Here is a 24,534-nt window from a genome sequence, read left to right on the forward strand (position 1 = left end):
TCCTCCCTCAGGTGGGATCTACGCTAACAAGGCCGCTGCGGCGGCGCTTCTCCAAAACTGCGATGTTCAGGTCCGGGCGCTGCGCGGCGCGCGCATGACATTCCGGTACCGGGCCCTGCACCGGAGCACGGGCGCGCTCACTGTCGCGGACGGCGCCGGGGCTGTTGCCGGTGATATCGCGGAAGATCCGGCCGAAGGTGCCCAGGCTGGTCCAGCCGGTCTGCAGTGCGATCTCAGTGATCGGCAGGTCGGTATCGCGCAGCAGAGCGACCGCGCGCTCGATGCGCCGACTGAGCAGGTAGCGGTGCGGCGGCATCCCGAAGGCGTCCTTGAAGGAACGCGCGAAATGGGCCGTGGAGACCGCACTGACCTGTGCCAGCCGTGCCACCGGCCAGTTTTCATGGCTGGCCCGGTCCATGTGGTCTTTTGCACGCAGCAGGCGGCGCAGCAGTTCCGGGGTCTGGGTCATGGCGTGGCCACCCTGCGCAGCAGGGATCGTGCAGCATGCCGGGCCGCCGCTGCCTCGGTGCACAGCCACTCACGGAAGTGCGCGACTTTCGGTGCGCTGCTGCGTGCTGCGGGGCTAACAAACCAGAAGCTGCGGCCGTCGCTGACCACGCCGGGGTGCGCCTGCACCAAGCGTCCGGCATCCAGTTCGGCCTGAAAGAGGATCGGCGAGCCGATGGCAATTCCTTGGCCGGCGATCGCTGCGGCGATATCCAGATGCTCGACGGCGAAGTTCGTGAAGAAGCTCTGTGCTGGTGGTGCCCGAGTCTGGCCAAAGGCCAGGAACCACACTGCCCACCAATCGGGACGACCTAGCAACGGCACCTCCGGCAGCCGCGCCCCGCCCAGGCCGGTGGCAGCTTCAAGCAGCGCGGGCGCGCACAGTGGCGTGAACACGCTGGGGAACAGCTCCACTGCGTGCAGCCCCGGCCAGTCGCCGTGACCGTTGCGGATGGCCGCATCGAAGCGCCCGCCTGCCAGGTCCTGCGGCTCCGCCGACAGATCAAGCTCCAGAACCTGCTGCGGATGCCGGGCCCGGAAGCCTCCCAGTCGCGGCGTCAGCCAACTGGTGCCCAGCGTGGGCAGCGTGGTCAGGCGCAGGCGGGAGGCATCCATGTCGGCGGCTCGCATGAAGCTGGCACGCAGGCCGTCGAAGGCGCGGGTAGCCTCCTTTGCGACGCTGGCACCGGCCTCGGTCAGTTCGACGTGCTGGGCGTGGCGCAGGAACAGCCGTGCACCGGTCTGCTCTTCCAGCCGCCGGACGTGATAACTGACCGATGCCGCCGTGGTGTCCAGTTCTTCCGCTGCACGCGCAAAGCTGCCCAGCCGCGCCGCGGCCTCGAAGGCGCGGATGGCAACGAGCGACGGAAGGTGGCGTTGGGCGACCATAAGTGTGGCTTAGCCTGAGCCGTGATATCCGCGTGGTCAATCCCCCCATACGGCACCGAAGATGGGGCCTCGGACAGCGGGGATCAGACATGCAGCGACGTGGATTTCTGGGCGGCCTTGCCGCGTTGTACGGTGCCGGCGCCTTAGGGCTCTGTCTGCCGCTGGGCGCTGCTCCGCCCCATGCCGGCAGAGACCATGCCAATGACTGGCGTTGGCTGCAGGGCAACTGGAACGTGCGTCACCGCCGGATGCAGGAACGCTTGGTGGCCGACACGCGCTGGGTGGATTTCACCGGCACCAGTGCGGTCTGGCTGACCCTGGGCGGGCTGGGCACCATCGATGACAACCTGATGCAGCTGCCCGGCGGCCCGTACCGCGGCCTGGGTGTACGTGCCTTCGATCCGGCCTCCGCCACCTGGGCAATCTGGTGGCTGGATGGGCGAGCTCCCACCCGCTTTGAAGCGCCGTTGCATGGCGGTTTCAGCGGCAGCGGCGGCAGTTTCCTCGGCACGGATACATTCAACGGCCAGCCCATCCAGGTATGGTTCCGCTGGCACGACATCCACGCTGCGCAGCCGTGGTGGGAGCAGGCATTCTCCGCTGACAACGGCGTGCATTGGGAAGTGAATTGGCGCAACTGGTTCACCCGTTCGGCAGCGATACCCTCGCCGTTACCTCTGCAGGCGGATGCGCCCCGCGACTTCGACTTCCTGGTCGGCCGTTGGACCGTGCAGCACCGTCGACTGCGCGAACGGCTCTCTGGCAGCAACATCTGGGACCACTTCGATGGCACGTTGCACAACTGGCCGGTGCTGGGCGGCTTCGGCAATGTTGGCGACAACGTCATGAATTTCCCCGCTGCGACCGTACGCGGCATGGGCATCCGCGCGTGGGATGCAAGCAGTGGCCAGTGGTCGAGCTGGTGGTTGGATGGCCGCGATCCGAGGCGGATCGGCGCGCCGGTCCGCGGCGGTTTCGTCGATGGTATCGGCACGTTCATGGGAGACGACCAGCTGCGAGGGCAGCCGATCAGAACGCGTGTGATCTGGTCGAACATCACCTCGCGTTCCGCACGCTGGGAACAGGCGGCATCCGCAGACGGAGGAGCGACCTGGGAGACCAACTGGATCAGCGATTTCGAGCGGCAGTCATGAACGCGCTTACCGCTCTGGTCACGGTCACGGTCGCTGGACTGCTGGGGGGTGATGTCGGCCAGGATACGCTGGCACTCGACCACCACGCAGAGCGTTTCGCACCGGGCATCGCATCGACCCGATACAGCGAAATCCGCCTGACGCTGAGCCCCGACGGGCACACGGCACTCTGGTTCAGCCGTGACCGGCCAGGGGGCGCTGGCGGATATGACATCTGGGTCTCGAGACTGCAGCGTGGGAAGTGGAGTGTCGCGCGCCCGGCGCCCTTCAATACACCCGGCCGCGATTTCGATCCGGCCTTCACGGCGGACGGCCGTTTCGTGCTGTTCTGCTCTGATCGCCCGGGTGGACTGGGCGGCGATGACCTGTACAGGGTGCCCGTGCAGGCCCTGCGATTCGGGGTCGCCGAGAATCTCGGGCCTGCCGTCAACAGTCCCGCCAACGAGTTTGCGCCGATGCTCGCGGCCGACGGTGGCACCCTGCTGTTCTCCAGCGACCGAGCAGGTGGCGCCGGTGGCCACGATCTATATGTCGCGCAGGTGGACGACGGCCAACTGCAACCTGCACGTCCGGTTGCAGGCGCGGTCAACACGGCCGCGCAGGAGTTCGACGCCACCTTCCTGGGCGATGGCCGGACCATCGTTTTCGCACGCGCACAGGATTTCGGCAGTTCGCGGGTCGAGCAGTTCGCGGCACGCGCGTTCGGTGACCGCTACGAGCCCGGCATGCGACTGCCCGCACCCGTCAACGACGGTGCGAGCGACAGCTATGGTGCCATGCTCGACTGGTCCCGCCCTGGCACGCTGACCTATTCAGCGCGTCGCGGCGATGGCGCCAGCCTGGACCTGTATCGGGTGCGCTATCGGCGGCCACCGTCCCTGTCGATTCCGAGGCCCCCGGTTCGTCGATAGAAAAAGAGCCAACGAAGAGAGCATGCACATGCCGTCCGCACAACAGGTTGCCTGCCGCTGTGGCGAAGTGAAGTTGAACGTGATCGACACACCCATCGCCTGCGTCGACTGCTGCTGCAACAGCTGCCGCGCCGCAGGCCTGCGCCTGCAGCGCCTGCCTGGCGCCCTGCGGCTGCTCGGACCGCATGGAACCACCAGGTTCGTCATGTATCGCAAGGACCGGGTGGAATTCCTGGCAGGATTCGCGCACCTCGCTGCATTCCGCCTCTTCGCCGATGCCGGCAGCCGTCGCGTGCTGGCCACCTGCTGCAACACGCCGGTATTCCTTGAACTGAACGGCGGCCACTGGCTAAGCCTGTATGGCGGGCTGTGGCCGGAGGATGCCAGGCCGCCGCTGCAGATGCGCACAATGGTCGGCGATCTACCAGATCCCTCCGTGCTGCCCGCCGATGTACCCAACCTCAAGCAACACTCGCTGCGCTTTTATGCCCGGTTGATGAAGGCCTGGATTGCGATGGGCCTGCGCAGCCCGGATATCCGCATCGAAGGAGAGGTCCATGCCTGAGCCAGACAAGATCGAGATCGAGAGCATTTCACGCAGGTCACTGCTGATCGGTGCTGGGCTTCTGCTGGCTACGGGACGGCTGCCAACCGTACGGGGCGCCAGCGCGGACGTGCCCGAACCCATGGATGCCGCGGCGTTCGCCGCCCTCCGGCGCTGGATCCGCACGCCGTTCGGGCGTATCGCCTGCGTGCAGAGAGGGGAAGGCCCGGCCGCGCTGTTCCTGCACGGCTTCCCCTTGAGCGGTTTCCAGTGGCGGCATGCGATCGCGCAGCTCTCCTCGTCCCGGCGCTGCATCGCGCCGGATTTCATGGGGCTGGGCCATAGCCGGGTGGCCGCGACGCAGGACCTGTCGCCGCAGGCGCAGAGCAACATGCTTGCTGCATTGCTTGATGCGCTGTCCGTTCCTGCGGTCGATCTGGTTGCCAATGACAGCGGCGGAACCGTGGCCCAGTTGTTCGCTGTACAGCACCCGCAGCGCGTGCGCACGATGCTGCTGACCAACTGCGATGTGCACGAGAACAGTCCGCCGCTGCAGATGAAGAACTCGCTGGCCGCTGCACGTGCTGGCACCTATCACCAGAAGATTGCCCGGCATCTGCAGGACCGTCAGTACGCGCGGTCGGCGGCCGGAATCGGTGGCTCGGCCTATGCTGTTCCGGCACATTTCAGCGACGAGGCCATCGAGTACAGCTTTCGGCCACTGGTGTCCTCGCCGCTGCGTCAGCAGCAGTTGAATCGCCATCTGGCAGCCTTCGAGCCGAATCCGCTACTGGCCATCGAAGCTGCACTGAAGCGAAGTACGTTCCCCACGCGCATGGTGTGGGGAACGGCCGATCCACTCTTTCCTGGCCGCTGGGCGGAGTGGCTGCACCAGAGCCTGCCTGCATCGCGCGGTATCCGCTGGGTGGAAGGCGGACGCCTGTTCTGGCCGGAGGAACAGCCTGCGCTGCTTGCCGAAGAGGCTCGGGCACTCTGGAGTGCCTGACCGGCTGTGCCAGCAGTTGGGCTGGCGCGCTGGAATCAGCGCGCCATGGACCTTTCAGCCTGTTCCTGGGAAATCTGCTCCCGCTCCTGCTGCTGGCTCGCCTGGTCTGACGTTGCCGCCAGGGCCTGGCCCTGCTGGAGCTCCCGCACATGCTCGCTGACCGGCGTCGCCACCGCCTGCGCGGTCTCGGTGCGCGCGATCTGTCGATCCGCGGCGTGCGGCTGGCCCTGCACCGCGAATGCATACCTGCCGTCGTCACTGAGCACGGCCTCGTCAATCCGCTGCATGCCCTTGTCCTTGGCCGCTACCAGCAGTGCCATGCCAAGGCGTTCGCTCATTTCATCCGGCTGTCGCCCCATCGCCTGCTCGAGGCTGCTGACCGCGCCCTGGCTCTGCAGCCACATGCCATGGTCCGGGCTGGCAGTGTGCCGGGGGTCCTGCCGGGGCAGCAGCGGTGACGGTGGCGCAAGTGACTGCAGGTGCTCGCCCTGCACGCCAGCGTCGATCTTCTGCAGATCCTTGCCGCCGGCCGCGGCGATGTGGAACATGCGCTCGGCCATGCCGTAGGTGGATTGCCCCTGGTTGCGTGCCAGCCCCTGGGCAAAGGCATCCACGTCCTGCTGCGGCTTGCCGCTGCCGTCCTCGGCAAGCACCTGCCACGATGGCCCCAGCATTGGGTTGTCCTTGACCATCGACTGGGTGCGCTCCATCAGCGTGCGCATCTGGGCCTCGCTGAAGCTCAGGGTGTTCAGCTCGCCGGCCTTCATCGGCCCGCGATCGCCGGCGGGGTCGCCGGACAGCGCCGCGTTGACCATCCCGGCAATCTGTTCGCCCTGCGCATTCCCGCGCAGGTCGAAGGTGAATTCGTAGCGGCGCTGCGCCGTATCCTCCTGGCCATCGGCGCCGTAAGCGCTGATCCGGGATGCAGGCAGGTTGCCGTTGTACTGCACGCTGCGCAGCTCGGTGCGGCTGCCGTCTTCGCGACTGACCTGCACCACATCACCGCTGTTGCGAGCACCCGCCAGATCCATGCCAAACGTGTCGCCGTAGCCGACCTTCAAACGCGTCTGCGAACTCATTCCCAGCCGCTCGACCGTGGCCAGATCCTGCACGCCCGCGGTCTGGCTGTTCAGCGTGCCGTTGTCGATGAACTGTTCATAGGCCTGGCGGCCTTCGGGTTGATTGATGTCGAAGGTCGCAGTGCGGACGGCCGAATGGCCGAGCGCGTCCTGGCGACCGGCGATCGCGCTGAACCTGCCTGCAGTGAATCCCGTGCCGTTGAAGGCTTCGACCGCCTCGTTCGGCCCGGTGGTGACGCGCACCCGGCCATCATCCAGGCGATCCACGCGGTAGCTGGCACCGCTCGCCTCGGTCGTCTGGGTTTGCATGGCGATGTTGCGGAAACTGCCTTCCAGTGCAGTGCCGGTGAACTGCTGGCCATCCAGGGTGACGCTGCCACCGTTGGGAATGGTCTGCGGATCGAAAGGATTGATGCGGGTGGGATCGACGTCCACCGCGTCGCTGGGCAGGCTGACCCTGTAGCGCCCGCGTACGCCGGTGCTGCTGGTGTCCTGGAAGCCGGCACTTTTCACGCTTGCACCGACCACCGACTCCATCGTCAGCAGGTAGTCCCTGCCACCATCGGCTGTCGGGCTGCCGGCCATGTTCAGCGACGTGCCCTGGAACTGCGATGCAAGACTGGACGCTGCGCGTTTCTGCTCGGCGCCCACCTTCAACGCCCCATCGCCCTCGTTCAACGTGACCGAGTAACCGCCGGCGGCAGCGCGGACCTCGCTGTTGGCCGAGGTGTAAGTCGGATCGAACGACGCCGCGGCGGCATCGCGTGGCGCATCCGGGGTTGCGCCTTCCTTGCTGGTCTGGGCATTCATGCCGTGACCTCCTTGAACAGAGACGCGCTGATTATAGGGCGCAGGGCGCGCGGCACGTTCACATCGCGCCGCAGCAGCATCCACGATAGTGATGGCCATCCCATTCCCTGCCGAGGGTCCATGCCCCGCTCCCTCGCCCGCCCGCAGCGATGGCTCCACCATGCCCGCAAGCTCCTGCCTTATCTGCTGGGCCTGTATCTGCTGTACCTGCTCGCGGGCAATGTCTTTCTCAACACGCCGCTGTTCGATCAGGTCACCAATCGCAAGCCGCACAAGTTCGTGATGACCACCGGGCCCGCGATCACGCTGCTGCCGGGCCATGTGATCGCCTGGAACGTGCAGATGCGCGGCCACGTCAATCGCACGGTGTATGTGCTGCGCGCAGACCGGGCCAGTGCGCGTCTGGCGTTGTTGCCACTGTTTCAGCGCGAGGTGCGCGTGCCGTCGCTGCACGCGACCGGCGTAGGCGCCGAGATCGCGCGGGTGGATGAGGCGATTCCCTCACCTCCGCGCGGCGATCGCGGCTGGACGTTGCGATTCGATGCCATTCACAGCGACAGCATCCGCAGCTTCCGCGCCGGCAAATTGTTGATCGTCGGCGAAGGCAGCGGCACGGTCGGCTTCGTCAAGCAGCTGCGCGGCGGGCCATCGGAGCTGCTGGACTCGGAGGTGGCTTTCGCGGATGCCGATGTGAGCATTGATGGCACCCAGCTGCTCGGCGACATGCAGTTGAAGTCGCAGTTCTCCTATCCACGGCACTACCGCGACCAGGCGCCGGGCCTGGAAAAACTGGGGCTGCTGCATGCGGTGCTGGAGGTACAGGCGCGCAGCCAGGGCTTGCGCCTGGATACGGACACGCAACGACCCGCCGTTGCCAGCGCTGCCGTACCGGGGCAGTTGCAGGCCTCGCTTACCCTGGACCAGGGCGCGCTGCAGCCAGGCAGTCATGCCGTCTGGCGGGTTCCATTGCAGGTGGGGGCCGGCGCACCGGATCGAGGAACGCTGGCGATACAGCTGGACGCCGCTCGCGATATCCGTCTGCAGGCGCGGTTGCCGCAGCGCGATGGCACAGGTGCTGCACTGGATGCGGACCTGATCATCGCCGGGCGACAGATTCCATTTGACGATCCCAGCGAGATGCTGGGGCGTACCTCTGGCACGGTCAAGGGCGAATGGACCTTCACCTCGCTCAACTGGATTCCCGCACTGTTCGTGCAGAAGCCCTGGTTCCAGCTGCAGGGCGGCGGCGTGCTGCGCGCGGACCTGCGCCTGCAGAACGGCGAGCTGGCCGCCGGCAGCAGCGTCGATATTCCCGCGGCGCGGGCGGTGGCCGAGGTCGCCGGCGTGCACATGCAGGGAACGGCCAGCGCGCATGGGCAACTGCAGGCCGGCACGCCGACGCGCGCCGTGCTGGCAGTGAAGCTTCCCACGTTCAATGCCCGTGCGGGCAACCCCAAAGGTGCCACGCTGTTCGATGGGCGCGACCTGGCGCTGACACTGACCGGTGACGGGCGCCTGCGCGAGCTGCGCAAGGGTGTGCGTGCGCAGCTGCGCTTCGACGACGCAACCATTCCCGACCTCACCGCCTACAACCGCTACCTGGGCAACGGCCAGGTGCGGCTGCTGGGAGGCGCCGGCCGGGTGAGCGGCGATGCTCAGCTTGATACCCAGGGCCGGGTCGGCAACGGCAGCGTGCGCCTGCGCAGTCAACGCGCACGGCTGCAGGTGGCGGGGCTCGACCTGCAGGGCGACGCGCGCGTGGATGGCAGGCTGCGACGCGGCGATTTCAGCCAGCGCCGGTTCGATCTGGGCGGGAGCGTGATCGAGCTGCGCAATGTGCAGGTGGGTGACCAGCAGCGACCACAACCGTGGTGGGGCCGTGTCACCATCGCCCGCGGCGACATCGATGCGCAGTCCCCCTTCCAGGTGGACGCACGTGCGGACCTTGCCATGCGCGACGCCGGCCCGTTGCTGGCGCTGTTCGCCGAGCGCAGTGATTACCCGCGCTGGGCATTGTCCCTGCTCGATTCCGGCCAGGTGGACGCGCATACCCGACTGCGCTGGCGGGCCGGGCATCTGGTGCTGGATGGGCTGCAAGCGGAAAACGAGCGTCTTTCGCTGCGTGCACGGCTGGATCTGCTGGACCAGCGCAAGCGCGGCGACCTCTACCTGCGCTGGGGCCTGCTGGGCGCCGGCATCGAACTGGATGGCCAGCGCCGGCAATGGCATCTGGCCGGCGCGCGGGAGTGGTTCGACGGTCGGCCTGCGTTGTTGCCAGCCCCTGCGCAGTCTGGCACCGGCGGCACAGCCGACTGACCGGGCGCCTGCATCCAGTCGCGACGCAACTGCGTACAACGCGCTGTCACAACCGGTGGCAGTGCAGGAGGAGATACACCATGAATGTCCGCAGGCAGGTTGTTGGTCTTCTGGGCTGGGCCGTGGTTACTTTTCTGGCTGCCGCGCTGGGTGCTCGCGCCTCTATTTCTGCGGCGGACTTCTACGCAGGCCTCACGTTGCCTTCATGGGCGCCGCCTGCCAGCGTGTTCGGTCCGGTGTGGACGGTGCTGTACGCGCTGATGGCGCTGGCCGCGTGGCTGGTCTGGCGCCAAGGCGGATGGCGCGCGGCCACGCCTGCGCTGGTCCTCTACCTGCTGCAGCTGGCGCTCAATGTGCTGTGGAGCTGGCTGTTCTTCGGTTGGAAGCAGGGGGCGCTGGCGTTTGCGGACATCCTGCTGTTGCTGGTGCTGATCGTGGCCACGGTGGTCGCCTTCCATCGCGTGCGCCCGGCAGCGGCGTGGCTGCTGCTGCCTTACCTGGCATGGGTGGCGTTCGCCAGCGCGCTCAACTTCGCCGTGTGGCAGGCCAATCCGGCCTTGCTTTAGCCGGGCAATGCTTACAGAGCGTGTGGCGCCTGCTGCCACTGGCGCAGCACGCTGCCCCTGAAAGCCTGCTCGCCGCAGCCGGTCGGACAACGCAGTACGCGTGCGGCAGAGGTGCTGACCAGTCCATCGCCTTCCTGCGCCTTGAACACCAGCTCGCAGGACAGACAGCGCGCCACCAGCGAGTAGAGATGGACGATGCGGCCGCTGCCGGGATCCTGCAGCGCGTTGACATCCAGCAGGTCGAAACGGCCGTTGTCAGGCGCTGGACGCGAAGGGCGAAGCGGAGAGGACGATGGCTGCAGGTTCACGTCGATGCGTCACAGAAGGAGGAGCCTCGACTGTAGTTGCCGCGATGTGCAGCAGATGTGCACCTCGGTCCTCAGTCTGCGGAAGCAGAACCCAGTCGATTGATCTGCGCACATTCCAGTACTGCTGGCGGGTCCGGCATCGTCACCAGCACGATCATCGCGCGGCCGATGGCCTCGTTGCTGGTCACCAGCGAAGGCAGGACGCGGCCCGCCGCCGCCATCAAAGGGCCGCCGAAGCGGTACAGCGGCTTCAATGCCGCATGACGGGTGCCGGTTCCCGCCACCGGGCGTACCCCGGCTGGACGCAGCATGACGGTGCGCACCGCGAGCTGCGCCAGCGCGGCCTCGGTCTCGCCCTTGATGCGCAGCGGCATGATCCGGCTGTGTGGATTGGCGTGGGCGCCAGAGACATACAGGAACCGGCCGTCCGGATTCGCTTCCGCCCACGCTGCAGCCACAGCCAGAGTGGCATCGAGCGTCACCTTCCGATACTCATCCTCGGCGGTGCCGACCGGTGGCGCGCCGGCGCAGTAGAAACAGGCATCGAATCCAGCCAACTGCGGGCTCACGTTGCGGGCCTGCTGGAAATCCGCGAGCACGATCTGCTCGATCCGCGCGTCCAGCCCGGCCTGGCTGCGGACCAGGGCTGCGGTCCGCGCAACCTGCGGCGAAGCGAGGCAGGCACGGGCAACGCCCTGCCCGACCAGTCCGGTTGCACCGGTCAGCAGAATCCGCAGCGGGCGTGTTTCGTGCATGCGTTGACCTTGAAGAAGACTAGAGTTTGACGAAGCGCTGGATTTTGCGGGCCAACCAACCACTGAACACCAGCGGCGCGTCCAGCGCGGAAACGCAGATGCACGGTACACCAGGTGCCGTTACCGGCTGGTGCTCGACGTCCTCGTCCAGGTCTGCAACATCGCCCGGCGCGAACAGCCCCAGCGCATCATTGTAGGAGCCTCGCAGGATCTGGGTCAGTTCGCTGCGGCCGTGGCTGTGCATCGGCAAGCATTTGCCCGGCGCGATCTTCAGCATGATCAGCGAAGGCATCTGCTCGGCGCGGATGCAATGCACACCGGGCGCCATCCAGCGCCAGTGCAGCCGACCCAGCGAATCGCCAAAGTAGGGATGCAGCGACTTCGGCAGATGGTCCGGGTCGGCCTCGGGCCGTTCCGGCGGCAGCGACCGCAGCGGGCTCGGCACGATGCCGGCATGGTCCTCACCGAGCTGCGCAAGCATTGCGTCGCGCAGCCCTGCCCGCCGCGCCTCAGCTGCCGGCGGCTGGGTCTGCTCCAGCAGTGCGGCACCGATGGCCTCCGCTTCGCGCAGGCGCTGGCGGCAGTGCGGACACTGTTCCAGATGCGTGCCGGCGACGATGCTCAAGGGCGTCGGCAGGGCACCGGCGGCGTAGCTCATCAGCGTCGACTCATGCAGATGGTGGTGCGGATTCATGGTGCACCCCCGACCTTCGACTGCAACTGCAGGAACGCTCGTCGCAGGTGCGATTTGACCGTGCCCAGCGGCATGCCCAGCGCCTGTGCGATCTCGCTGTGACTCTTGGCCTCGAAATAGGACATCCGCACCAGGCGCGCCTGTGTGGCCGGCAACTCGTTGATACGCTGGCGCAGACGGGCGTGGTCGGCGAACTGTTCGGCGCTGCTGCGTTCGCTGACATCTCCAGCGGCAGCATCCTCCACCGCCTCCTGCACCTGCATCCAGCTACGCTCACGGCGCACCCGGTCGATGTGCAGGTTGCGGCCGATGCGGTACAGCCAGGTGCTCAACGCGCCCTGCGCAGGATCGAATTCGGACGCGCGCAGCCACAGGCGCAGCAGGCACTCCTGGGCCAGCTCTTCGGCCACCGCTGCGGGCGCGCCCAAGCCGCGCAGGTAGATGCACAGGCGCGGCATGAAATGGTCGTAGATGCGCATGAAACAGTCACGGTCGCGCAGCCGGGCGACGCCGTCCATCTCGCCATTCCAGTTCGTCGGCTCGTTGCTGGGCTGCTGTGAACTGGACACGATCCGCGCGGTGTCAAAGGAAAGAGAGGGGCTGGCGGGAGGACGGTACATCGGCGGGGGCAGCCGTTGAGTGAAGAGGAGTCCTTCCCTCTACGCACAGCAGCGCCGGTTGGATGCACCCCGGATGGGCGCCAGCGTGCATCCAGCCTGCACCGACGTACGTACAGCAGGGCAATCCTCCCATGGATCGCCCCGATGCGCCTTGTCTGGTTGCTGCTTCTCACCCCCTGCGCTGCCGGCGCCGCGCCGCTGTTGCGTTCGGAAGGCGTTGCCACCCTGCCCAATGGAACCACCGCCTACCGCGAGGTGCATTGGCAGCGCGGGGCCGGTGATGGCAGCGAGCGCTGGGTGGAATACCTGTGCCCTGCTGGGCAGCCTTTCGCCCGCAAGCAGATGCCCGCCGCCGTGCGGGCCCGGGCGCGGGGCTATGTGCTGCAGGACGCCCGCAATGGTCAAGCGGCCCGCGTGGTGGTCGGCCGCGACGGTGTCCAGGTCGACTGGAAGGAAGACACGTCCGCGCCTTCACGAACGAAGCAGCTGCCTCTACCCGCGGATGCCGTGATCGATGCCGGTTTCGATGCCGCCGTGCGGGCCCACTGGCAGACGCTGTTGGGTGGTACGCCGGTCAGCCTGCCCTTTCTGGTGCCCGGGCGGCAGCGCTTCTATCCCGTGCAGGTGCAGTACCGCGGCCCGGTGCGCTGGCAAGGGCTTGCCGCCCATGCGATGGAGGTCCGCCTTGATACCTGGTTCGGGGCGGTGGCGCCGCGTCTTTCGCTGGTCTACGCCGATGCCGATCGCCGTCTGCTGGAGTTCCGCGGCACCAGCAATCTGCGCGATGCGCGCGGCGATTATCCGCAGGTGACCGTGCGCTTCTCGGCACCCGCAACGGAACAACCGGAGCAACGATGGCGCGATGAACTGCAACGACCGCTGGTATCGAGCTGCGTTGTTACAACCAAGTGAAAACACAGACGGATGCGATCCACTGCATCCAACCTGCACTGCTACACGTAGAGGTAGGCAATCGACTCCCTCGGGCTCCCGTCCATGGCATCCGCAGCGCCTCCACTCCGCAGACGTTCGCGCCTGTTGCGTACCTTCAAGCGCTGGTTCGATACCGATGCCGGAAGCGAAGCGGCGGCCGACGGTGGCCAGGGTGACCGCATCGACTGGCTGCGCGCCCTGCCCTTCGCGCTGCTGCATGTGGCCTGCCTCGGCGTGATCTGGGTAGGCGTGTCCTGGACGGCCGTCGCGGTCGCAGTGTTCCTGTACGCGATCAGGATGTTTGCCATCACTGCGTTCTATCACCGCTACTTCTCGCACCGCACCTTCGAGGCATCGCGCACCGTGCAGTTCGTGTTCGCGGTCATCGGTGCTGCCAGCGTGCAGCGTGGCCCCCTCTGGTGGGCAGCCCACCACCGCCATCACCACCGCCACGCGGATCAACCGCAGGACCCACACTCCCCGCGCCAGGGTGGATTCTGGCGCAGTCACATGGGGTGGTTTCTTACCCGCAGTGCCTTTGCCACCGACCTGCAGCGCATTCCCGATCTGGCCCGGTACCCCGAGCTGCGCTGGCTGGACCGGTTCGACACCGTGGTGCCCGTGTTGCTGGCCGCTGCGCTGTACGGCCTCGGTGCGGTACTCGAGCGCGTGGCCCCGGCCTTGCATACCTCCGGCCCGCAGCTATTGGTGTGGGGCTTCTTCATCTCCACCGTCGTGCTGTTCCATGCCACGGTCACCATCAATTCGCTGGCGCACCGCTTCGGCCGGCGCCGCTTCGAGACCCGCGATGACAGCCGCAACAACCTGTGGCTTGCCCTGCTGACCTTCGGCGAGGGCTGGCACAACAACCATCATTTCTTCCCCGGCACCGCGCGCCAGGGCTTCCACTGGTGGGAGATCGACATCAGCTGGTATGGCCTGCGCGTCATGGCCGCGCTGGGCCTGGTGAAGGGGCTCAAGCCGATCCCGGCCTGGGTGCTGGCAAAGGCGAGGCACTGACATGCGTATCGCGGTCATCGGTTCCGGCATCGCCGGTCTGGCAAGCGCGTGGTGGCTGGACGGCGAACATGACGTCACCCTGTTCGAGGCCAACGACTACCTGGGCGGCCATACCCACACCCATGAGGTGACGGTGGACGGACGCAGGATGGCGGTCGACACCGGGTTCATCGTCTTCAACCCACACCACTACCCGCTGTTGTCGGCCCTGTTCGATGAACTTGGGGTGGCCTCGCAGCCCACCACGATGAGCTTCTCGATGCACAGCGAGCGCAGCGGCGTGGAATACAACGCCACCTCGCTGGATGGCCTGTTCTGCCAGCGAAGAAACCTGGTGTCCCCGCGCTTCTGGGGCATGCTGGCCGACCTGCGGCGCTTCTATCGTGACGCCCCCCTGCTGCTCGGCGAGGAGAAGGGGCCTACGCTGGGCCAATACCTGCACAGCCAGCACTATGGCGAGGCGTTCGTGCAGGAGCATCTGCTGCCGATGGCCTCGGCACTGTGGTCATCACCGACCGCACAGGTGCTGGACTTCCCAGCGCGCTACCTGGTGCAGTTCATGGCCAACCACCAGATGCTGCAGATGACCGGGCGTGCGTCCTGGCGCGTGGTCAAGGGCGGTTCGGCCCGCTATGTGGATGCCCTTCGTGCGCGCTGGCGGGTACACGAGCGGCTGGAATGCCCAGTGCACGCGGTCGAGCGCATGCCCTGGGGCGCGCGCGTGCACACCGCGACCGGCGTTGAAGGCTTCGATGAAGTGATCCTGGCCTGCCACAGCGACCAGGCCCTGGCGCTGCTGGCCGACGCCGACCCGGTTGAGCAGGCGGTGCTCGGTGCGATCCGCTACCAGCCCAATGAGGCGGTGCTGCACACCGATGCCTCGCTGCTGCCCGCCAACCGCAAGGCCTGGGCGGCCTGGAACGCGCATGTGCCGCGCGATCCCGCAGCGCCCTGCACGGTCAGCTACTGCATGAACCTGCTGCAGGGGCTACCCGGCGACACTCCGTTGGTGGTGACCCTCAACCGCAGCGAGGCCATCGATCCGGCCAAGGTACTGCGGCGCCTGCACTACGCACATCCGGTACATGACCATGTTGCGGTACAGGCGCAGCAGCGCTGGGGCGAGGTGCAGGGACATCGCCATACCTGGTTCGCGGGTGCGTACTGGGGCTGGGGTTTCCACGAGGACGGCATCCGCAGTGCCCGCCGCGTGGTCGACGCGCTGCAGGCACGCTCATTCCGCAGCCACAGCGCGCAGCAAGCGGAGGTGCCCGCGTGAGCGCCAGCGCCATCTACTTCGGCCACGTCGAGCATCGTCGCCACCACCCGCATGCCCACGCGTTCCGCTACCCGATCGCGCAGCTGCTGCTGGATCTGGACGAGCTGGACCAGGTATTTGCCGGACGCTGGCTGTGGTCGGTCGGGCGCCGCAACCTGGCAGAGTTCCGCCGCAGCGACTACTTCGGTGATCCCGCGACCTCCCTGGCCGACGCAGTGCGTGACCATGCCGCGACGGTGCTCGGGCGGCGCCCCGACGGCCCGGTGCGGCTGCTGACCCACCTGCGCTTCGGTGGCCACGTGTTCAACCCGGTCAGCTTCTACTACTGCTACCAAGCTGACCGGGAGACCCTGGACTGCATCGTCGCCGAGATCACCAATACGCCCTGGAAGGAGCGACACGCCTACGTGCTTCCGGTCGAAACTGCGATACGGCAGGGCCGCGCCCTGCGCTGGCAGTTCGACAAGACCTTCCACGTTTCACCCTTCATGCCCATGGATTGCGCGTATGACTGGCGCTTCACCGCGCCCGCGGACGACCTGCGCGTGCACATGCAGGTATGGCGCAACGGCCAGCGCCAGTTCGATGCCACACAGAGCATGCAGCGGCGGCCCATCGATGGCCGTGGGCTTGCCCGGGTATTGGCCTGCTACCCGCTGATGAGCGCGCAGGTGGTCGCCGCCATCCACTGGCAGGCGCTGCGGCTATGGCTCAAGCGCAACCCCGTGCACGACCATCCTTCCCTAGCCGAGAAACCGCGATGAACGAAATGACCCCCTCGGCCACCCTGCCCCAGCCCGGCACCCTGGACGCGTTCCTGCGCCGACGCCTTCTGGCCCAGCTTGCGCCGCTGCACAACGGGCGTCTGTGCGTGCGTGATGCGTTTGGCGAGGTGCAGCTGGGCAACGCAGGAAGTGACCTTCAGGTCACCGTGACCATCGATGACCCGGCGTTCTACCGCAAGGTGGCGGCGAACGGCAGCGTTGGCGCCGGCGAGAGCTACATCAACGGTGATTGGCGCTGCGACGACCTGGTGGCGCTGGTGCAGCTGCTGGTACGCAACCGCGACCTGCTGGATGGCATGGAACGCGGGCCGGCGCGCATCGGCGGCTGGCTGCTGCGCGGCTGGAACCGGCTGCGGCGCAACAGCCGCGAAGGCAGCCGTCGCAACATCGCCGCCCATTATGACCTGGGCAATGATTTCTTCGCCCTGTTCCTGTCACCGGACCTGATGTACTCCTCGGCGCTGTTCACCGATGCCGGTGATTCACTGGAAAGCGCATCGCGACGCAAGCTGGATCGCATCTGCCAGCAGCTGCGACTGCAGCCGGGTGATCGCGTGGTCGAGATCGGCACCGGCTGGGGTGGCTTTGCCGTGCATGCCGCGCAGCACTACGGCTGCCATGTCACCACCACCACCATCTCTGCAGAACAGCACGCATTGGCCGCACAGCGCGTGCGCGAGGCCGGCCTGCAGGATCGCGTGACGTTGCTGATGCAGGACTACCGCGATCTGCAGGGGCAGTTCGACAAACTGGTGTCCATCGAGATGATCGAGGCCATCGGTGCCGAGTACCTGGACACCTACATGGCCACCCTGCAGCGGCTGCTCAAGCCTGATGGGCTGGCCCTGCTGCAGGCCATCACCATCGAGGACCAGCGCTACGAACAGGCGCGGCGCAGCGTGGACTACATCAAGCGCTTCGTGTTTCCGGGCAGCTTCATTCCCTCGATCAATGCCATCCTGGCCGCCAAGACCCGGGCCTGCGACCTGCAGTTGATCGCCCAGCAGGACTTCGGCCACTCCTATGCATTGACCCTGCGCGCCTGGCGGCAGCGCTTCCTCGCGCAGTTGCCTGCAGTACACGCGCAGGGCTTCGATGAGCGTTTCTGCAGGCTGTGGGAGTTCTACCTGGCCTACTGCGAAGGTGGCTTCCTGGAGCGCTCCATCGGCGTTTCCCATCTGCTGCTGGCACGCCCTGGCTACCGCCCCGAAGCGGATTCCCATGGCGAGCGGACCGGCTGACATGCGCCGCACCTGGGCCAACGTGATCGGCAACCAGCTGGTATGGCTGTGCGCCGTTGCCGGTGCCGGCCGGGGCTGGCAATGGCCGGCAATGCTGTCAGCCACTGTGTACATCGGCAGCCAGCTGCTCACCTCAGCGCAGCCCCGCCTGGATCTGCGCTTGTTGCTGCTCGCGCTGGCATGCGCATTCCTGGTGGATGGCAGCGCGGCCGCCAGTGGTGGCGTGCACTACGCCGCTGCGCCGCTGGGTTGGGTACCGCCACCGTGGATTCTCGCCCTGTGGGCTGCCTTTGCGATGACGCTGACTGCATCGATGGCGTTCCTGCAGCGGCACTGGCTGCTGCCGGTGGCTCTCGGCTTGCTGGCGCCGCTGGCGTATCTATCTGCGGCGCGCGGATTCCAGGCGGTGCATTTCACCCCCCCGGCCTGGCAGGGCGTGGCAACACTGGCGCTGGGCTGGTGCATCGCGCTGTCGCTGCTGTGCGCTGTGGCCCGCCGCCAAACGCCCGGCAACCACGACACCCCATTGATTGGAGCAACCTGATGAGCAGCGTGTGGTGGGTACTGCTGTACGCCGTGCTGATCATGGCCTGGGGCTGGGCGTGGCAGCGCAGGCACCAGAACATCGGCATCGTCGATGTGCTGTGGGCAAAGGGTGTGGCGGCAGGCGCGCTGCTGCTTGCATGGCTGGGCGATGGCGCGCTGCAGCCCCGCATCGCGCTGGCGCTGCTGGGTGGGCTGTGGGGAGGCCGGCTTGCCCTGCATCTGTGGCGGCGTGTGCGCAGCGAAGCAGAGGACGGTCGCTACCGTTATCTGCGTGAGCACTGGCACGGCCACCAGGGAAAGATCTTCGGCTTCTTCATGGCACAGGCCGCGCTGGTGGTGCTGTTTGCGCTGCCGTTCGTGGCCGTGGCCAACAACCCGCGCAGCGACATGCCTGCCTGGATCGCAGCGGCGCTCGTGGTGTGGCTGCTCAGTGTAGGTGGCGAAGCACTCGCCGACCGCCAGCTGGCTCGTTTCCGTGCCGACCCGGCCAACAAGGGCCGTACCTGCCGCGAAGGGCTGTGGCGGTATACACGCCATCCCAACTACTTCTTCGAGTGGCTGCACTGGTTCACCTATGTAGTGCTGGCAGCGGGGTCGCCGCTGTGGTGGCTGGCCTGGACCGGGCCGGTGCTGATGTACGTGTTCCTGCGCTACCTCAGCGGCGTTCCCTTCACCGAGAAACAGGCGCTGCGCAGTCGCGGTGATGACTATCGCGACTACCAGCGCAGCACTCCGATGTTCTTCCCCTGGTTTCCGCGCAGCCCCAAGGAGTGATCCCGATGAACAGCACCCCGTCCCTTGCTCCGGTTGCCGATACCGAGGGCGGACTCACCGGCTGGGCCGAGCGTGGCTGGCTGCCCGATGCGGCGCTGCGCGCGGGCATCCGTCGCCTGTGCGCACAACGCCTGGCCGAAGAGTCGGCCGGCAGCATGGAGGAGCAGTCGCAGCGCTTCAGCCGCCGCATTGCCGAACTGGCCAGCAGCCCGCTGGCCCTGCACGTGGATGCAGCCAACCGCCAGCACTACGAGGTTCCCGCCGCCTTCTTCAAGGGCTGCCTGGGGCATCGCCTGAAGTACAGCAGCTGCTACTACCGTACCGGCAGCGAGACGCTGGACCAGGCCGAGGACGCGATGCTGGAACTGTACGGGCAGCGCGCCGGGCTGGCCGACGGCCAGCACATCCTGGAACTGGGGTGCGGCTGGGGCTCGCTGACGCTGTGGATGGCCGAGCGCTACCCGAACGCACGCATCACCGCCGTGTCCAACTCGCATAGCCAGCGCGACCATATCCTGGCGCAGTGCCAGGCGCGCGGGTTCGGCAACGTCGAGGTGCTGACCCGCGACGTCAACCAGTTGGAGCTGCCTGCAGCGGCATTCGACCGCTGCGTGTCGGTCGAGATGTTCGAGCATGTGCGCAATTACGATCGCCTGCTGGGTCGCATCGCCCGCTGGTTGAAGCCGGATGGTGCGCTGTTCGTGCATATCTTCGCGCATCGCACGCTGATGTATCCGTTCGAGACCGAGGGCGACGACAACTGGATGGGCCGGCACTTCTTCACCGGTGGTTTGATGCCGGCCGCGGACACGCTGCTGCACTTCCAGCGCGAACTGGTGCTGGACCAGCGCTGGCTGCTGGATGGCACTCACTACCAGCGCACCGCCAACCATTGGCTGGCCAACCAGGATGCCGCCCGCGAGCAGCTGCTGCCGATCCTGGCGCAGACCTATGGCGACGAAGCCGCCGCACGCATCTGGTGGCAGCGCTGGCGCATGTTCTGGATGGCCTGCGCCGAGCTGTTCGGCTACGACGACGGCCAGCAATGGCTGGTCGCCCACTATCTGTTCCGCCCGCGCTGAAGGAGACCGCCACCATGCGTATCGCCCCACTGTTCACGCTGCTGGCCGTGGCCCTGTTCGGCGCAGGCTGCAGCAGCCACGACACCCGCCCGATTCCGCTGCCACCGAAGGTGGACGTGCCCCGCTTCATGGGCGACTGGTATGTCATTGCCCATATTCCTTCGCGGCCCGAGCGCGAGGCCTTCGATGCCGTGGAAAGCTATGCGCTGCAGGCTGATGGGCGCATCAAGACCACCTTCACCTATCGCAAGGGCAGCTTCCAGTCGCCACAGAAGTCGATGCACCCGGTAGGTCGGGTGGAGAAACATGGCAATGGTGCGGTCTGGGGCATGCAGTTCATCTGGCCCATCCAGGCCGAGTACCTCATTGCCTGGCTGGATGAGGGCTACACGCAGACCATCGTGGCCCGCAGCAAGCGCGACTACGTGTGGTACATGGCGCGTACGCCGCAGGTGAGCGAAGCGGAGTATCAGCAGGCGGTCGCCCGCATCAAGGCAATGGGGTACGACACCGGAAAGCTGCGCCGGGTGCCGCAATCGGTGCGCTGAGCATCCGCGAAGGACGTTCCAGAACGGAATGATGGACGCCGGCATCGATGGCGCCATAACGCTCGATCGGCTCCTGGGTGAACTTCACGCACTTGGCCTGCGATAGCGCCAATCGGGGCAGTTGGCCCATGAATAGGGGAATAGATAAACCCCCGCCCTTTCACGGATTATCAATCATGCCTTATGTGATTAATATCACTTAAAGACAATTAATCCCATGCAATAAAGGCGGCGTTGATTGACCGGCCTCCGGCCACATGGAGCGTGCCATGCAGGATGTCTCGCCGCACCAGTGCAAGGTGGTATCCGAACGAAAATGGTCTCTCAGCACCTTCATGGAGTTCTATGAGCGCGTCCTGAGCCAGCGCATTTTCGGACCCTACGGAAAGCTGCTGGCCGAGGAGATCGCTGGCGACATCCAGGCGGGCTTCAACGCGTCAGACGTCCTGGAGGTCGCCTGCGGTACCGGGGTCATCACCGCCAACCTTTACCAGCACCTGACCAGGCCCCTCGGCCTACGGTTGGTCGCCACCGATCTGTCGGCAATCGCCGTTGACGTGGCACGCAGCGTGCTGAGCGATGAGGTGCAGCGCAACGTGCCGCTCCTTGCCGATGTGGACATGGCAGAGCTGCCCTTCGCGGACGCCAGCTTCGATGTCATCGTATGCGGATTCGGCCTGATGTTCCCGCCGGACAAGGCGCGCGTCGCCCGCGAGTTCAGGCGGGTGCTCCGCCCTGGTGGACGGGTCTACGCCACGGCATTCCACTACAACCAGCTTTTCGAGCTGACCCGCGAGCAGTCACGGCAGCACTTCGGCATGCCATCCCGGCTGATGGATGCCGCCCTGAGCCTGACCGACCCGTCGCCGATCACGCGCGCGTTCGCGATCGAAGGACTTTCCCCGCGCGAGGGCGACATGGCTGAATTGCGGCCCCTTGCGTTCGCCATGGGGGACGCCGATACGCGCGAATTCCTGTTCAACGCCTGCGTCCTTCTGGAGGAGTTCAACCAGTGCGACACCCCCACCAGGGAGCGCTATCTGGACACGATGCTGGACGCGGTCCATGCAACAGTGCCAGACCGGCGTTACCACGTGGAAGCCTGGTTGCTGCGCGGCTGTGTGGATGCTGCACATACACCTGCGCGGGCCGCCATCCGGGCCCCGGATTTCTCACCACTGCTGGCGTTCCACCTGCCGCTGCAGCAGGATGCGCCCGCGATGCACGGCTTCGAAAGCGCTCGCGCACAGTTCCTCGCCGACCACCCTGGTTACCCCCATGATCAGGTCGAGGCCATGCGCCAGCAGGAATATGCGCGACTGGATGAGCAACAGGTGACCTATCTGGATCACGTGGGCGGAACATTGCCACCCGACAGCCTGCTTGAGCAGGATTACCAGGCACTCAAGCGGACGATTCTCGGCAATCCGCACAGCGGATCGAAAGCATCCCAGGACGCACTTCATAGGGCGCGTGAGGAGATCTACGCCTTCTTCGGAACCACACCGGAGGAGTACGAAATACTGTTCACCGCCAATGCCAGCAGCGCAATCCGGTTGGTGGCGGAGTCATTCCCTTTCCAGGCCGGGTCGCAGACACTGCTGACCAAGGACAATCACACCTCGGTACATGGCTTGCGCGAGTACGCCACGGCGAAGGGCGCACAGGTAAAGTACATTCCGCTGGATGACGAGCTGCTGTTGCATGAAGGGCTGATGTGGCGCGCCTTGCAGCGGCTGCAGCCCGGCGCGCCGCATCTGCTCGCCTTTCCTGCGCAATCCAATGCCACCGGCGCGCGGCACGACCTGGCCTGGATCGAGCGTGCACAGGCACACGGCGCGATGGTGCTGTGCGACGCTGCGGCCCTGGTGCCGCAATACCGGCTTGACTGCGCCCGGCATCGCCCCGATTTCGTGGTGGCCTCGTTCTACAAGATATTCGGCTACCCCACCGGCGCGGGTTGCCTGCTCGCCCGACGGGCCGCACTCGGCCTGCTGAAACCACCGTCGTTTGCCGGTGGTGGTGTGTGCTACTACTCCGGGCCGTGGTCGCCCACCGATCGCCTGCTGTACCGCGACGCGGGCCAGCGATTCGAAGTCGGCACGCCGAACTACGCGGCCTTCCCAGCCATCGCCAGAGGCTTTGAATTCGTGGCCGCGCTGGGCGGAGTGGAAGCGGTCGCGTTGCGCTCGCGTGCGTTGGCCGAGTGGCTGCAGGCGCAGCTGTCATCGCTTCGCCACCACATCGGTGGCGAGCTGCCGCTATGCCGGGTATATGGCCCGCCCGCTGCGCAGCGGGGCGCGACGCTGATGCTGAACTTCTTCGACTGCTATGGCTCCATCCTGCCGCACGCCCGCATCAAGCGGGCCGCAGACCGGTTCGGCATCACCCTGCGCAATGGCTGCTTCTGCAACCTGGGCGCCGTCCAGCAGGCGACCTACGCGACCGCGGGCGCCGAGCATTGTGAATTGGACAAGACCGGGAAGATTCTCGACTGCACGGCATTCGACGAGAAGATCTTGGAGAAGGGTGATTGCGGTGCGGTCAGGATTTCGTTCGGGCTGGGATCGAACTTCGCCGATGCCTATCGCTTCCTGTTGTTCGCCACCTGCCTGCTGGACACAGACGCTTCAGGTCTGGAATGTGTGATGGAGGAATCACCGGCACCGGCTCCGGAAACACCGGCTGCCAGCACTGTGCCGGCTTGAGTCGCTGCGGGGCCGTGCTCAGGCCGGATTGTCACCGCCTGGGGATCGCTGGATCCGGACTACACCGAAGCCCGTTTCCGCACACCTGTTCGCGCGCCGCTGGATGGCGATTTTGCCTGCCATTGCGGCGATAGGCTACGGAACTGGTGCCGCTGATCGGTCACGGCCTGATCAACTGTGCCCTGGCCTGAGACGCGAGATGAATGGGGATTCGCCCGGCTGCTAGCCGCGCGTAGCCTGCCTCCTCTATAGTCAGCCGAGCACGACAGGCGTGGTGCCTGTCCGGCAACTACAGGGAGTGGGTCATGGGTCTGGTACAAGCGGTGAAGGGTGCAGTCGGCGGCGTGCTGGCTGACCAATGGAAGGACTTCTACACCGTGCCGACCGGCCTGCCGTCCACGGCAGCCCTGTTTGCAGCGGTGCCGCAGGGCACCAATGCCGGGCGCGGCTCGAACACCAGCGGCTCCTCCAACATCATCAGCAACGGTTCGAAGATCGTCGTGCCGGAAGGCTACGGCCTGCTGCTGTTCCAGGATGGCGCGATCACCGCCTTCGTCGCCGAGCCGGGTGGCTACGAGTGGCGCTCGGACGATCTGAACTCGCAGTCGATCTTCGCCGGCGACGGCCTGGTCAGCACCTTCATCAAGCAGAGCTGGGAGCGCTTCAAGTTCGGCGGCCAGCCGGGCTCGCAGCAGGCCGCCTTCTTCGTTTCGCTGAAGGAACTGCCGGACAACCGTTTCGGCACCCAGTCGGAAATCTACTGGGACGATGGCTTCCTCAACACCCAGGTTGGCGCGGTCACGCGTGGCTCGTACACGCTGAAGATCGTCGACCCGATCCTGTTCGTGAAGAACTTCGTTCCGGCCAGCTACCTGCAGCCGGGCCAGGTATTCGACTTCACCGACCTGGACAACGCCGCTGCCAGCCAGCTGTTCAATGAAGTGGTGGGTTCGCTGGCGCCGGCGTTCAGCCTGTATACCAACGATCCAAGCAAGGGCAACCGCATCACCAAGCTGCAGCAGGATTCGCTGGGCTTTGCGCAGAGCCTGTCGGCTGCCGTCGAGCAGGGCTACCAGTGGAAGTCCGATCGCGGCCTGGCCATCGTCAAGACCGCCATCGTCTCGATCGAGTACGACGCCAACACCCGTGAGCTGCTGAAGACCGTGCAGCGCGCCGATGCCTTGTCCGGCTCGCGCGGCAATTCCAACCTGCAGGCCAGCGTTGCCCAGGGCATCCAGTCCGCAGGCGAGAACGGCGGTGCCGCCGGCCTTGTCGGCTTGGGCATGGCGTCGGGCATGTTCGGCGCGGGCAACCTGCAGCAGCCGGCAACCCCGGCCGCTCCGGCTGCCGACGACCCGGTGGCCAAGCTGAAGAAGGCCAAGGAAATGCTGGATCTGGGCCTGATCACCCAGACCGACTATGACGCGCTGAAGGCCAAGGCGCTGGGACTGTAAGCAGAC

General features: G+C 66.3%; 24 protein-coding genes. 17 read left to right on the forward strand and 7 right to left on the reverse strand.

The window, feature by feature from the left end; genetic code table 11:
* Positions 1 to 7: 7 nt before the first annotated feature.
* Together HFK18_RS17140 and HFK18_RS17145 are read right to left on the reverse strand one after the other, a co-directional pair.
* Positions 8 to 469, reverse strand: coding sequence for a helix-turn-helix transcriptional regulator (locus HFK18_RS17140; protein WP_180167165.1), 462 nt, complete (start codon positions 467 to 469; stop codon positions 8 to 10).
* Positions 466 to 1,395, reverse strand: coding sequence for a LysR substrate-binding domain-containing protein (locus tag HFK18_RS17145; RefSeq protein ID WP_180167166.1), 930 nt, complete (start codon positions 1,393 to 1,395; stop codon positions 466 to 468). Before HFK18_RS17145 ends, HFK18_RS17140 begins: the two co-directional genes overlap by 4 nt.
* Before the next feature lie 89 nt (positions 1,396 to 1,484).
* Between HFK18_RS17145 and HFK18_RS17150 the strand changes: the two genes are divergently transcribed.
* The 4 genes from HFK18_RS17150 (at position 1,485) to HFK18_RS17165 (ending at position 5,010) form a co-directional block, all read left to right on the forward strand.
* Positions 1,485 to 2,549 carry a hypothetical protein gene (locus tag HFK18_RS17150; RefSeq protein WP_180167167.1) on the forward strand — a complete coding sequence of 355 codons (1,065 nt, stop codon included), beginning with the start codon at positions 1,485 to 1,487 and terminating at the stop codon, positions 2,547 to 2,549.
* Positions 2,546 to 3,460 carry a PD40 domain-containing protein gene (locus tag HFK18_RS17155; RefSeq protein ID WP_180167168.1) on the forward strand — a complete coding sequence of 305 codons (915 nt, stop codon included), beginning with the start codon at positions 2,546 to 2,548 and terminating at the stop codon, positions 3,458 to 3,460. The genes HFK18_RS17150 and HFK18_RS17155 overlap by 4 nt, the downstream gene beginning before the upstream one ends.
* Positions 3,461 to 3,539: 79 nt before the next feature.
* On the forward strand, positions 3,540 to 4,025 hold the full coding sequence (locus HFK18_RS17160; RefSeq protein WP_343202981.1) for a hypothetical protein: 486 nt from the start codon (positions 3,540 to 3,542) through the stop codon (positions 4,023 to 4,025).
* A complete protein-coding gene (locus HFK18_RS17165) occupies positions 4,018 to 5,010 on the forward strand; it encodes an alpha/beta hydrolase (RefSeq protein ID WP_180167169.1) in 993 nt (330 codons plus the stop codon). The genes HFK18_RS17160 and HFK18_RS17165 overlap by 8 nt, the downstream gene beginning before the upstream one ends.
* Before the next feature lie 35 nt (positions 5,011 to 5,045).
* Here the strand turns inward: HFK18_RS17165 and HFK18_RS17170 are convergent, their stop codons facing one another.
* Positions 5,046 to 6,899, reverse strand: a complete 1,854-nt coding sequence (locus HFK18_RS17170) for an XVIPCD domain-containing protein (protein ID WP_180167170.1) — start codon at positions 6,897 to 6,899, stop codon at positions 5,046 to 5,048.
* A gap of 120 nt (positions 6,900 to 7,019) precedes the next feature.
* Here HFK18_RS17170 and HFK18_RS17175 point away from each other — a divergent pair, with 120 nt between their 5' ends.
* Entirely contained in the window at positions 7,020 to 9,215 is a 2,196-nt protein-coding gene (locus tag HFK18_RS17175) for a hypothetical protein (protein ID WP_257216287.1), read from the forward strand.
* A gap of 80 nt (positions 9,216 to 9,295) precedes the next feature.
* Complete coding sequence (locus HFK18_RS17180; RefSeq protein WP_180167171.1) at positions 9,296 to 9,781, forward strand: TspO/MBR family protein; 486 nt, start codon at positions 9,296 to 9,298, stop codon at positions 9,779 to 9,781.
* A gap of 11 nt (positions 9,782 to 9,792) precedes the next feature.
* Here the strand turns inward: HFK18_RS17180 and HFK18_RS17185 are convergent, their stop codons facing one another.
* The 4 genes from HFK18_RS17185 to HFK18_RS17200 all read right to left on the reverse strand — a co-directional run bounded on the left by HFK18_RS17185 (position 9,793) and on the right by HFK18_RS17200 (position 12,158).
* Entirely contained in the window at positions 9,793 to 10,089 is a 297-nt protein-coding gene (locus HFK18_RS17185; RefSeq protein WP_089235735.1) for a hypothetical protein, read from the reverse strand.
* Between the two features lie 71 nt (positions 10,090 to 10,160).
* A complete protein-coding gene (locus tag HFK18_RS17190; RefSeq protein ID WP_180167172.1) occupies positions 10,161 to 10,844 on the reverse strand; it encodes an NAD(P)H-binding protein in 684 nt (227 codons plus the stop codon).
* Positions 10,845 to 10,863: 19 nt separating this feature from the next.
* The gene (locus HFK18_RS17195) at positions 10,864 to 11,538 is read right to left on the reverse strand and encodes a ChrR family anti-sigma-E factor (RefSeq protein WP_180167173.1); all 675 of its coding nucleotides are present in this window, start codon (positions 11,536 to 11,538) and stop codon (positions 10,864 to 10,866) included.
* Positions 11,535 to 12,158 carry a sigma-70 family RNA polymerase sigma factor gene (locus HFK18_RS17200; protein ID WP_180167174.1) on the reverse strand — a complete coding sequence of 208 codons (624 nt, stop codon included), beginning with the start codon at positions 12,156 to 12,158 and terminating at the stop codon, positions 11,535 to 11,537. The genes HFK18_RS17195 and HFK18_RS17200 overlap by 4 nt, the downstream gene beginning before the upstream one ends.
* Positions 12,159 to 12,302: 144 nt before the next feature.
* On the opposite strand from HFK18_RS17200, the gene HFK18_RS17205 reads away from it, so the two are divergent.
* From HFK18_RS17205 to HFK18_RS17255, 11 genes are all read left to right on the forward strand, one after another.
* On the forward strand, positions 12,303 to 13,070 hold the full coding sequence (locus HFK18_RS17205; RefSeq protein WP_180167175.1) for a hypothetical protein: 768 nt from the start codon (positions 12,303 to 12,305) through the stop codon (positions 13,068 to 13,070).
* Positions 13,071 to 13,154: 84 nt separating this feature from the next.
* The gene (locus HFK18_RS17210; protein WP_180167176.1) at positions 13,155 to 14,111 is read left to right on the forward strand and encodes an acyl-CoA desaturase; all 957 of its coding nucleotides are present in this window, start codon (positions 13,155 to 13,157) and stop codon (positions 14,109 to 14,111) included.
* A 1-nt stretch (position 14,112) separates the two neighbouring features.
* Positions 14,113 to 15,390 carry an FAD-dependent oxidoreductase gene (locus HFK18_RS17215; RefSeq protein WP_180167177.1) on the forward strand — a complete coding sequence of 426 codons (1,278 nt, stop codon included), beginning with the start codon at positions 14,113 to 14,115 and terminating at the stop codon, positions 15,388 to 15,390.
* Positions 15,387 to 16,154, forward strand: coding sequence for a DUF1365 domain-containing protein (locus HFK18_RS17220; protein ID WP_180167178.1), 768 nt, complete (start codon positions 15,387 to 15,389; stop codon positions 16,152 to 16,154). The genes HFK18_RS17215 and HFK18_RS17220 overlap by 4 nt, the downstream gene beginning before the upstream one ends.
* On the forward strand, positions 16,151 to 17,416 hold the full coding sequence (locus HFK18_RS17225) for a cyclopropane-fatty-acyl-phospholipid synthase family protein (protein WP_180167179.1): 1,266 nt from the start codon (positions 16,151 to 16,153) through the stop codon (positions 17,414 to 17,416). Before HFK18_RS17220 ends, HFK18_RS17225 begins: the two co-directional genes overlap by 4 nt.
* Before the next feature lies 1 nt (position 17,417).
* The gene (locus HFK18_RS17230) at positions 17,418 to 17,960 is read left to right on the forward strand and encodes a DUF2878 domain-containing protein (protein ID WP_180167180.1); all 543 of its coding nucleotides are present in this window, start codon (positions 17,418 to 17,420) and stop codon (positions 17,958 to 17,960) included.
* Positions 17,960 to 18,736, forward strand: a complete 777-nt coding sequence (locus HFK18_RS17235) for a DUF1295 domain-containing protein (RefSeq protein ID WP_180167181.1) — start codon at positions 17,960 to 17,962, stop codon at positions 18,734 to 18,736. Before HFK18_RS17230 ends, HFK18_RS17235 begins: the two co-directional genes overlap by 1 nt.
* A gap of 5 nt (positions 18,737 to 18,741) precedes the next feature.
* Complete coding sequence (locus HFK18_RS17240) at positions 18,742 to 19,818, forward strand: class I SAM-dependent methyltransferase (RefSeq protein WP_180167182.1); 1,077 nt, start codon at positions 18,742 to 18,744, stop codon at positions 19,816 to 19,818.
* A gap of 14 nt (positions 19,819 to 19,832) precedes the next feature.
* Positions 19,833 to 20,366, forward strand: coding sequence for a lipocalin family protein (locus HFK18_RS17245; RefSeq protein WP_108265214.1), 534 nt, complete (start codon positions 19,833 to 19,835; stop codon positions 20,364 to 20,366).
* A 269-nt stretch (positions 20,367 to 20,635) separates the two neighbouring features.
* Positions 20,636 to 23,074, forward strand: a complete 2,439-nt coding sequence (locus HFK18_RS17250; protein ID WP_180167183.1) for an aminotransferase class V-fold PLP-dependent enzyme — start codon at positions 20,636 to 20,638, stop codon at positions 23,072 to 23,074.
* A 305-nt stretch (positions 23,075 to 23,379) separates the two neighbouring features.
* Positions 23,380 to 24,528 carry an SPFH domain-containing protein gene (locus tag HFK18_RS17255; RefSeq protein WP_180167184.1) on the forward strand — a complete coding sequence of 383 codons (1,149 nt, stop codon included), beginning with the start codon at positions 23,380 to 23,382 and terminating at the stop codon, positions 24,526 to 24,528.
* The last annotated feature ends 6 nt before the right edge of the window (positions 24,529 to 24,534 follow it).

Source organism: Stenotrophomonas sp. SbOxS2 (assembly GCF_013416715.1).
Classification (GTDB): Bacteria; Pseudomonadota; Gammaproteobacteria; order Xanthomonadales; family Xanthomonadaceae; genus Stenotrophomonas; species Stenotrophomonas lactitubi.

Excerpts from the sequence above, each read along its gene's own strand:
- HFK18_RS17145 (WP_180167166.1), bottom strand. The coding sequence starts at position 1,395 with ATGGTCGCCCAACGCCACCTTCCGTCGCTCGTTGCCATCCGCGCCTTC.
- HFK18_RS17225 (WP_180167179.1), top strand. The coding sequence starts at position 16,151 with ATGAACGAAATGACCCCCTCGGCCACCCTGCCCCAGCCCGGCACCCTG.
- HFK18_RS17240 (WP_180167182.1), top strand. The coding sequence starts at position 18,742 with ATGAACAGCACCCCGTCCCTTGCTCCGGTTGCCGATACCGAGGGCGGA.
- HFK18_RS17150 (WP_180167167.1), top strand. The coding sequence starts at position 1,485 with ATGCAGCGACGTGGATTTCTGGGCGGCCTTGCCGCGTTGTACGGTGCC.
- HFK18_RS17200 (WP_180167174.1), bottom strand. The coding sequence starts at position 12,158 with ATGTACCGTCCTCCCGCCAGCCCCTCTCTTTCCTTTGACACCGCGCGG.
- HFK18_RS17140 (WP_180167165.1), bottom strand. The coding sequence starts at position 469 with ATGACCCAGACCCCGGAACTGCTGCGCCGCCTGCTGCGTGCAAAAGAC.
- HFK18_RS17230 (WP_180167180.1), top strand. The coding sequence starts at position 17,418 with ATGCGCCGCACCTGGGCCAACGTGATCGGCAACCAGCTGGTATGGCTG.
- HFK18_RS17235 (WP_180167181.1), top strand. The coding sequence starts at position 17,960 with ATGAGCAGCGTGTGGTGGGTACTGCTGTACGCCGTGCTGATCATGGCC.
- HFK18_RS17170 (WP_180167170.1), bottom strand. The coding sequence starts at position 6,899 with ATGAATGCCCAGACCAGCAAGGAAGGCGCAACCCCGGATGCGCCACGC.
- HFK18_RS17210 (WP_180167176.1), top strand. The coding sequence starts at position 13,155 with ATGGCATCCGCAGCGCCTCCACTCCGCAGACGTTCGCGCCTGTTGCGT.
- HFK18_RS17165 (WP_180167169.1), top strand. The coding sequence starts at position 4,018 with ATGCCTGAGCCAGACAAGATCGAGATCGAGAGCATTTCACGCAGGTCA.
- HFK18_RS17205 (WP_180167175.1), top strand. The coding sequence starts at position 12,303 with ATGCGCCTTGTCTGGTTGCTGCTTCTCACCCCCTGCGCTGCCGGCGCC.
- HFK18_RS17195 (WP_180167173.1), bottom strand. The coding sequence starts at position 11,538 with ATGAATCCGCACCACCATCTGCATGAGTCGACGCTGATGAGCTACGCC.
- HFK18_RS17255 (WP_180167184.1), top strand. The coding sequence starts at position 23,380 with ATGGGTCTGGTACAAGCGGTGAAGGGTGCAGTCGGCGGCGTGCTGGCT.
- HFK18_RS17175 (WP_257216287.1), top strand. The coding sequence starts at position 7,020 with ATGCCCCGCTCCCTCGCCCGCCCGCAGCGATGGCTCCACCATGCCCGC.
- HFK18_RS17245 (WP_108265214.1), top strand. The coding sequence starts at position 19,833 with ATGCGTATCGCCCCACTGTTCACGCTGCTGGCCGTGGCCCTGTTCGGC.
- HFK18_RS17250 (WP_180167183.1), top strand. The coding sequence starts at position 20,636 with ATGCAGGATGTCTCGCCGCACCAGTGCAAGGTGGTATCCGAACGAAAA.
- HFK18_RS17215 (WP_180167177.1), top strand. The coding sequence starts at position 14,113 with ATGCGTATCGCGGTCATCGGTTCCGGCATCGCCGGTCTGGCAAGCGCG.
- HFK18_RS17180 (WP_180167171.1), top strand. The coding sequence starts at position 9,296 with ATGAATGTCCGCAGGCAGGTTGTTGGTCTTCTGGGCTGGGCCGTGGTT.
- HFK18_RS17155 (WP_180167168.1), top strand. The coding sequence starts at position 2,546 with ATGAACGCGCTTACCGCTCTGGTCACGGTCACGGTCGCTGGACTGCTG.
- HFK18_RS17190 (WP_180167172.1), bottom strand. The coding sequence starts at position 10,844 with ATGCACGAAACACGCCCGCTGCGGATTCTGCTGACCGGTGCAACCGGA.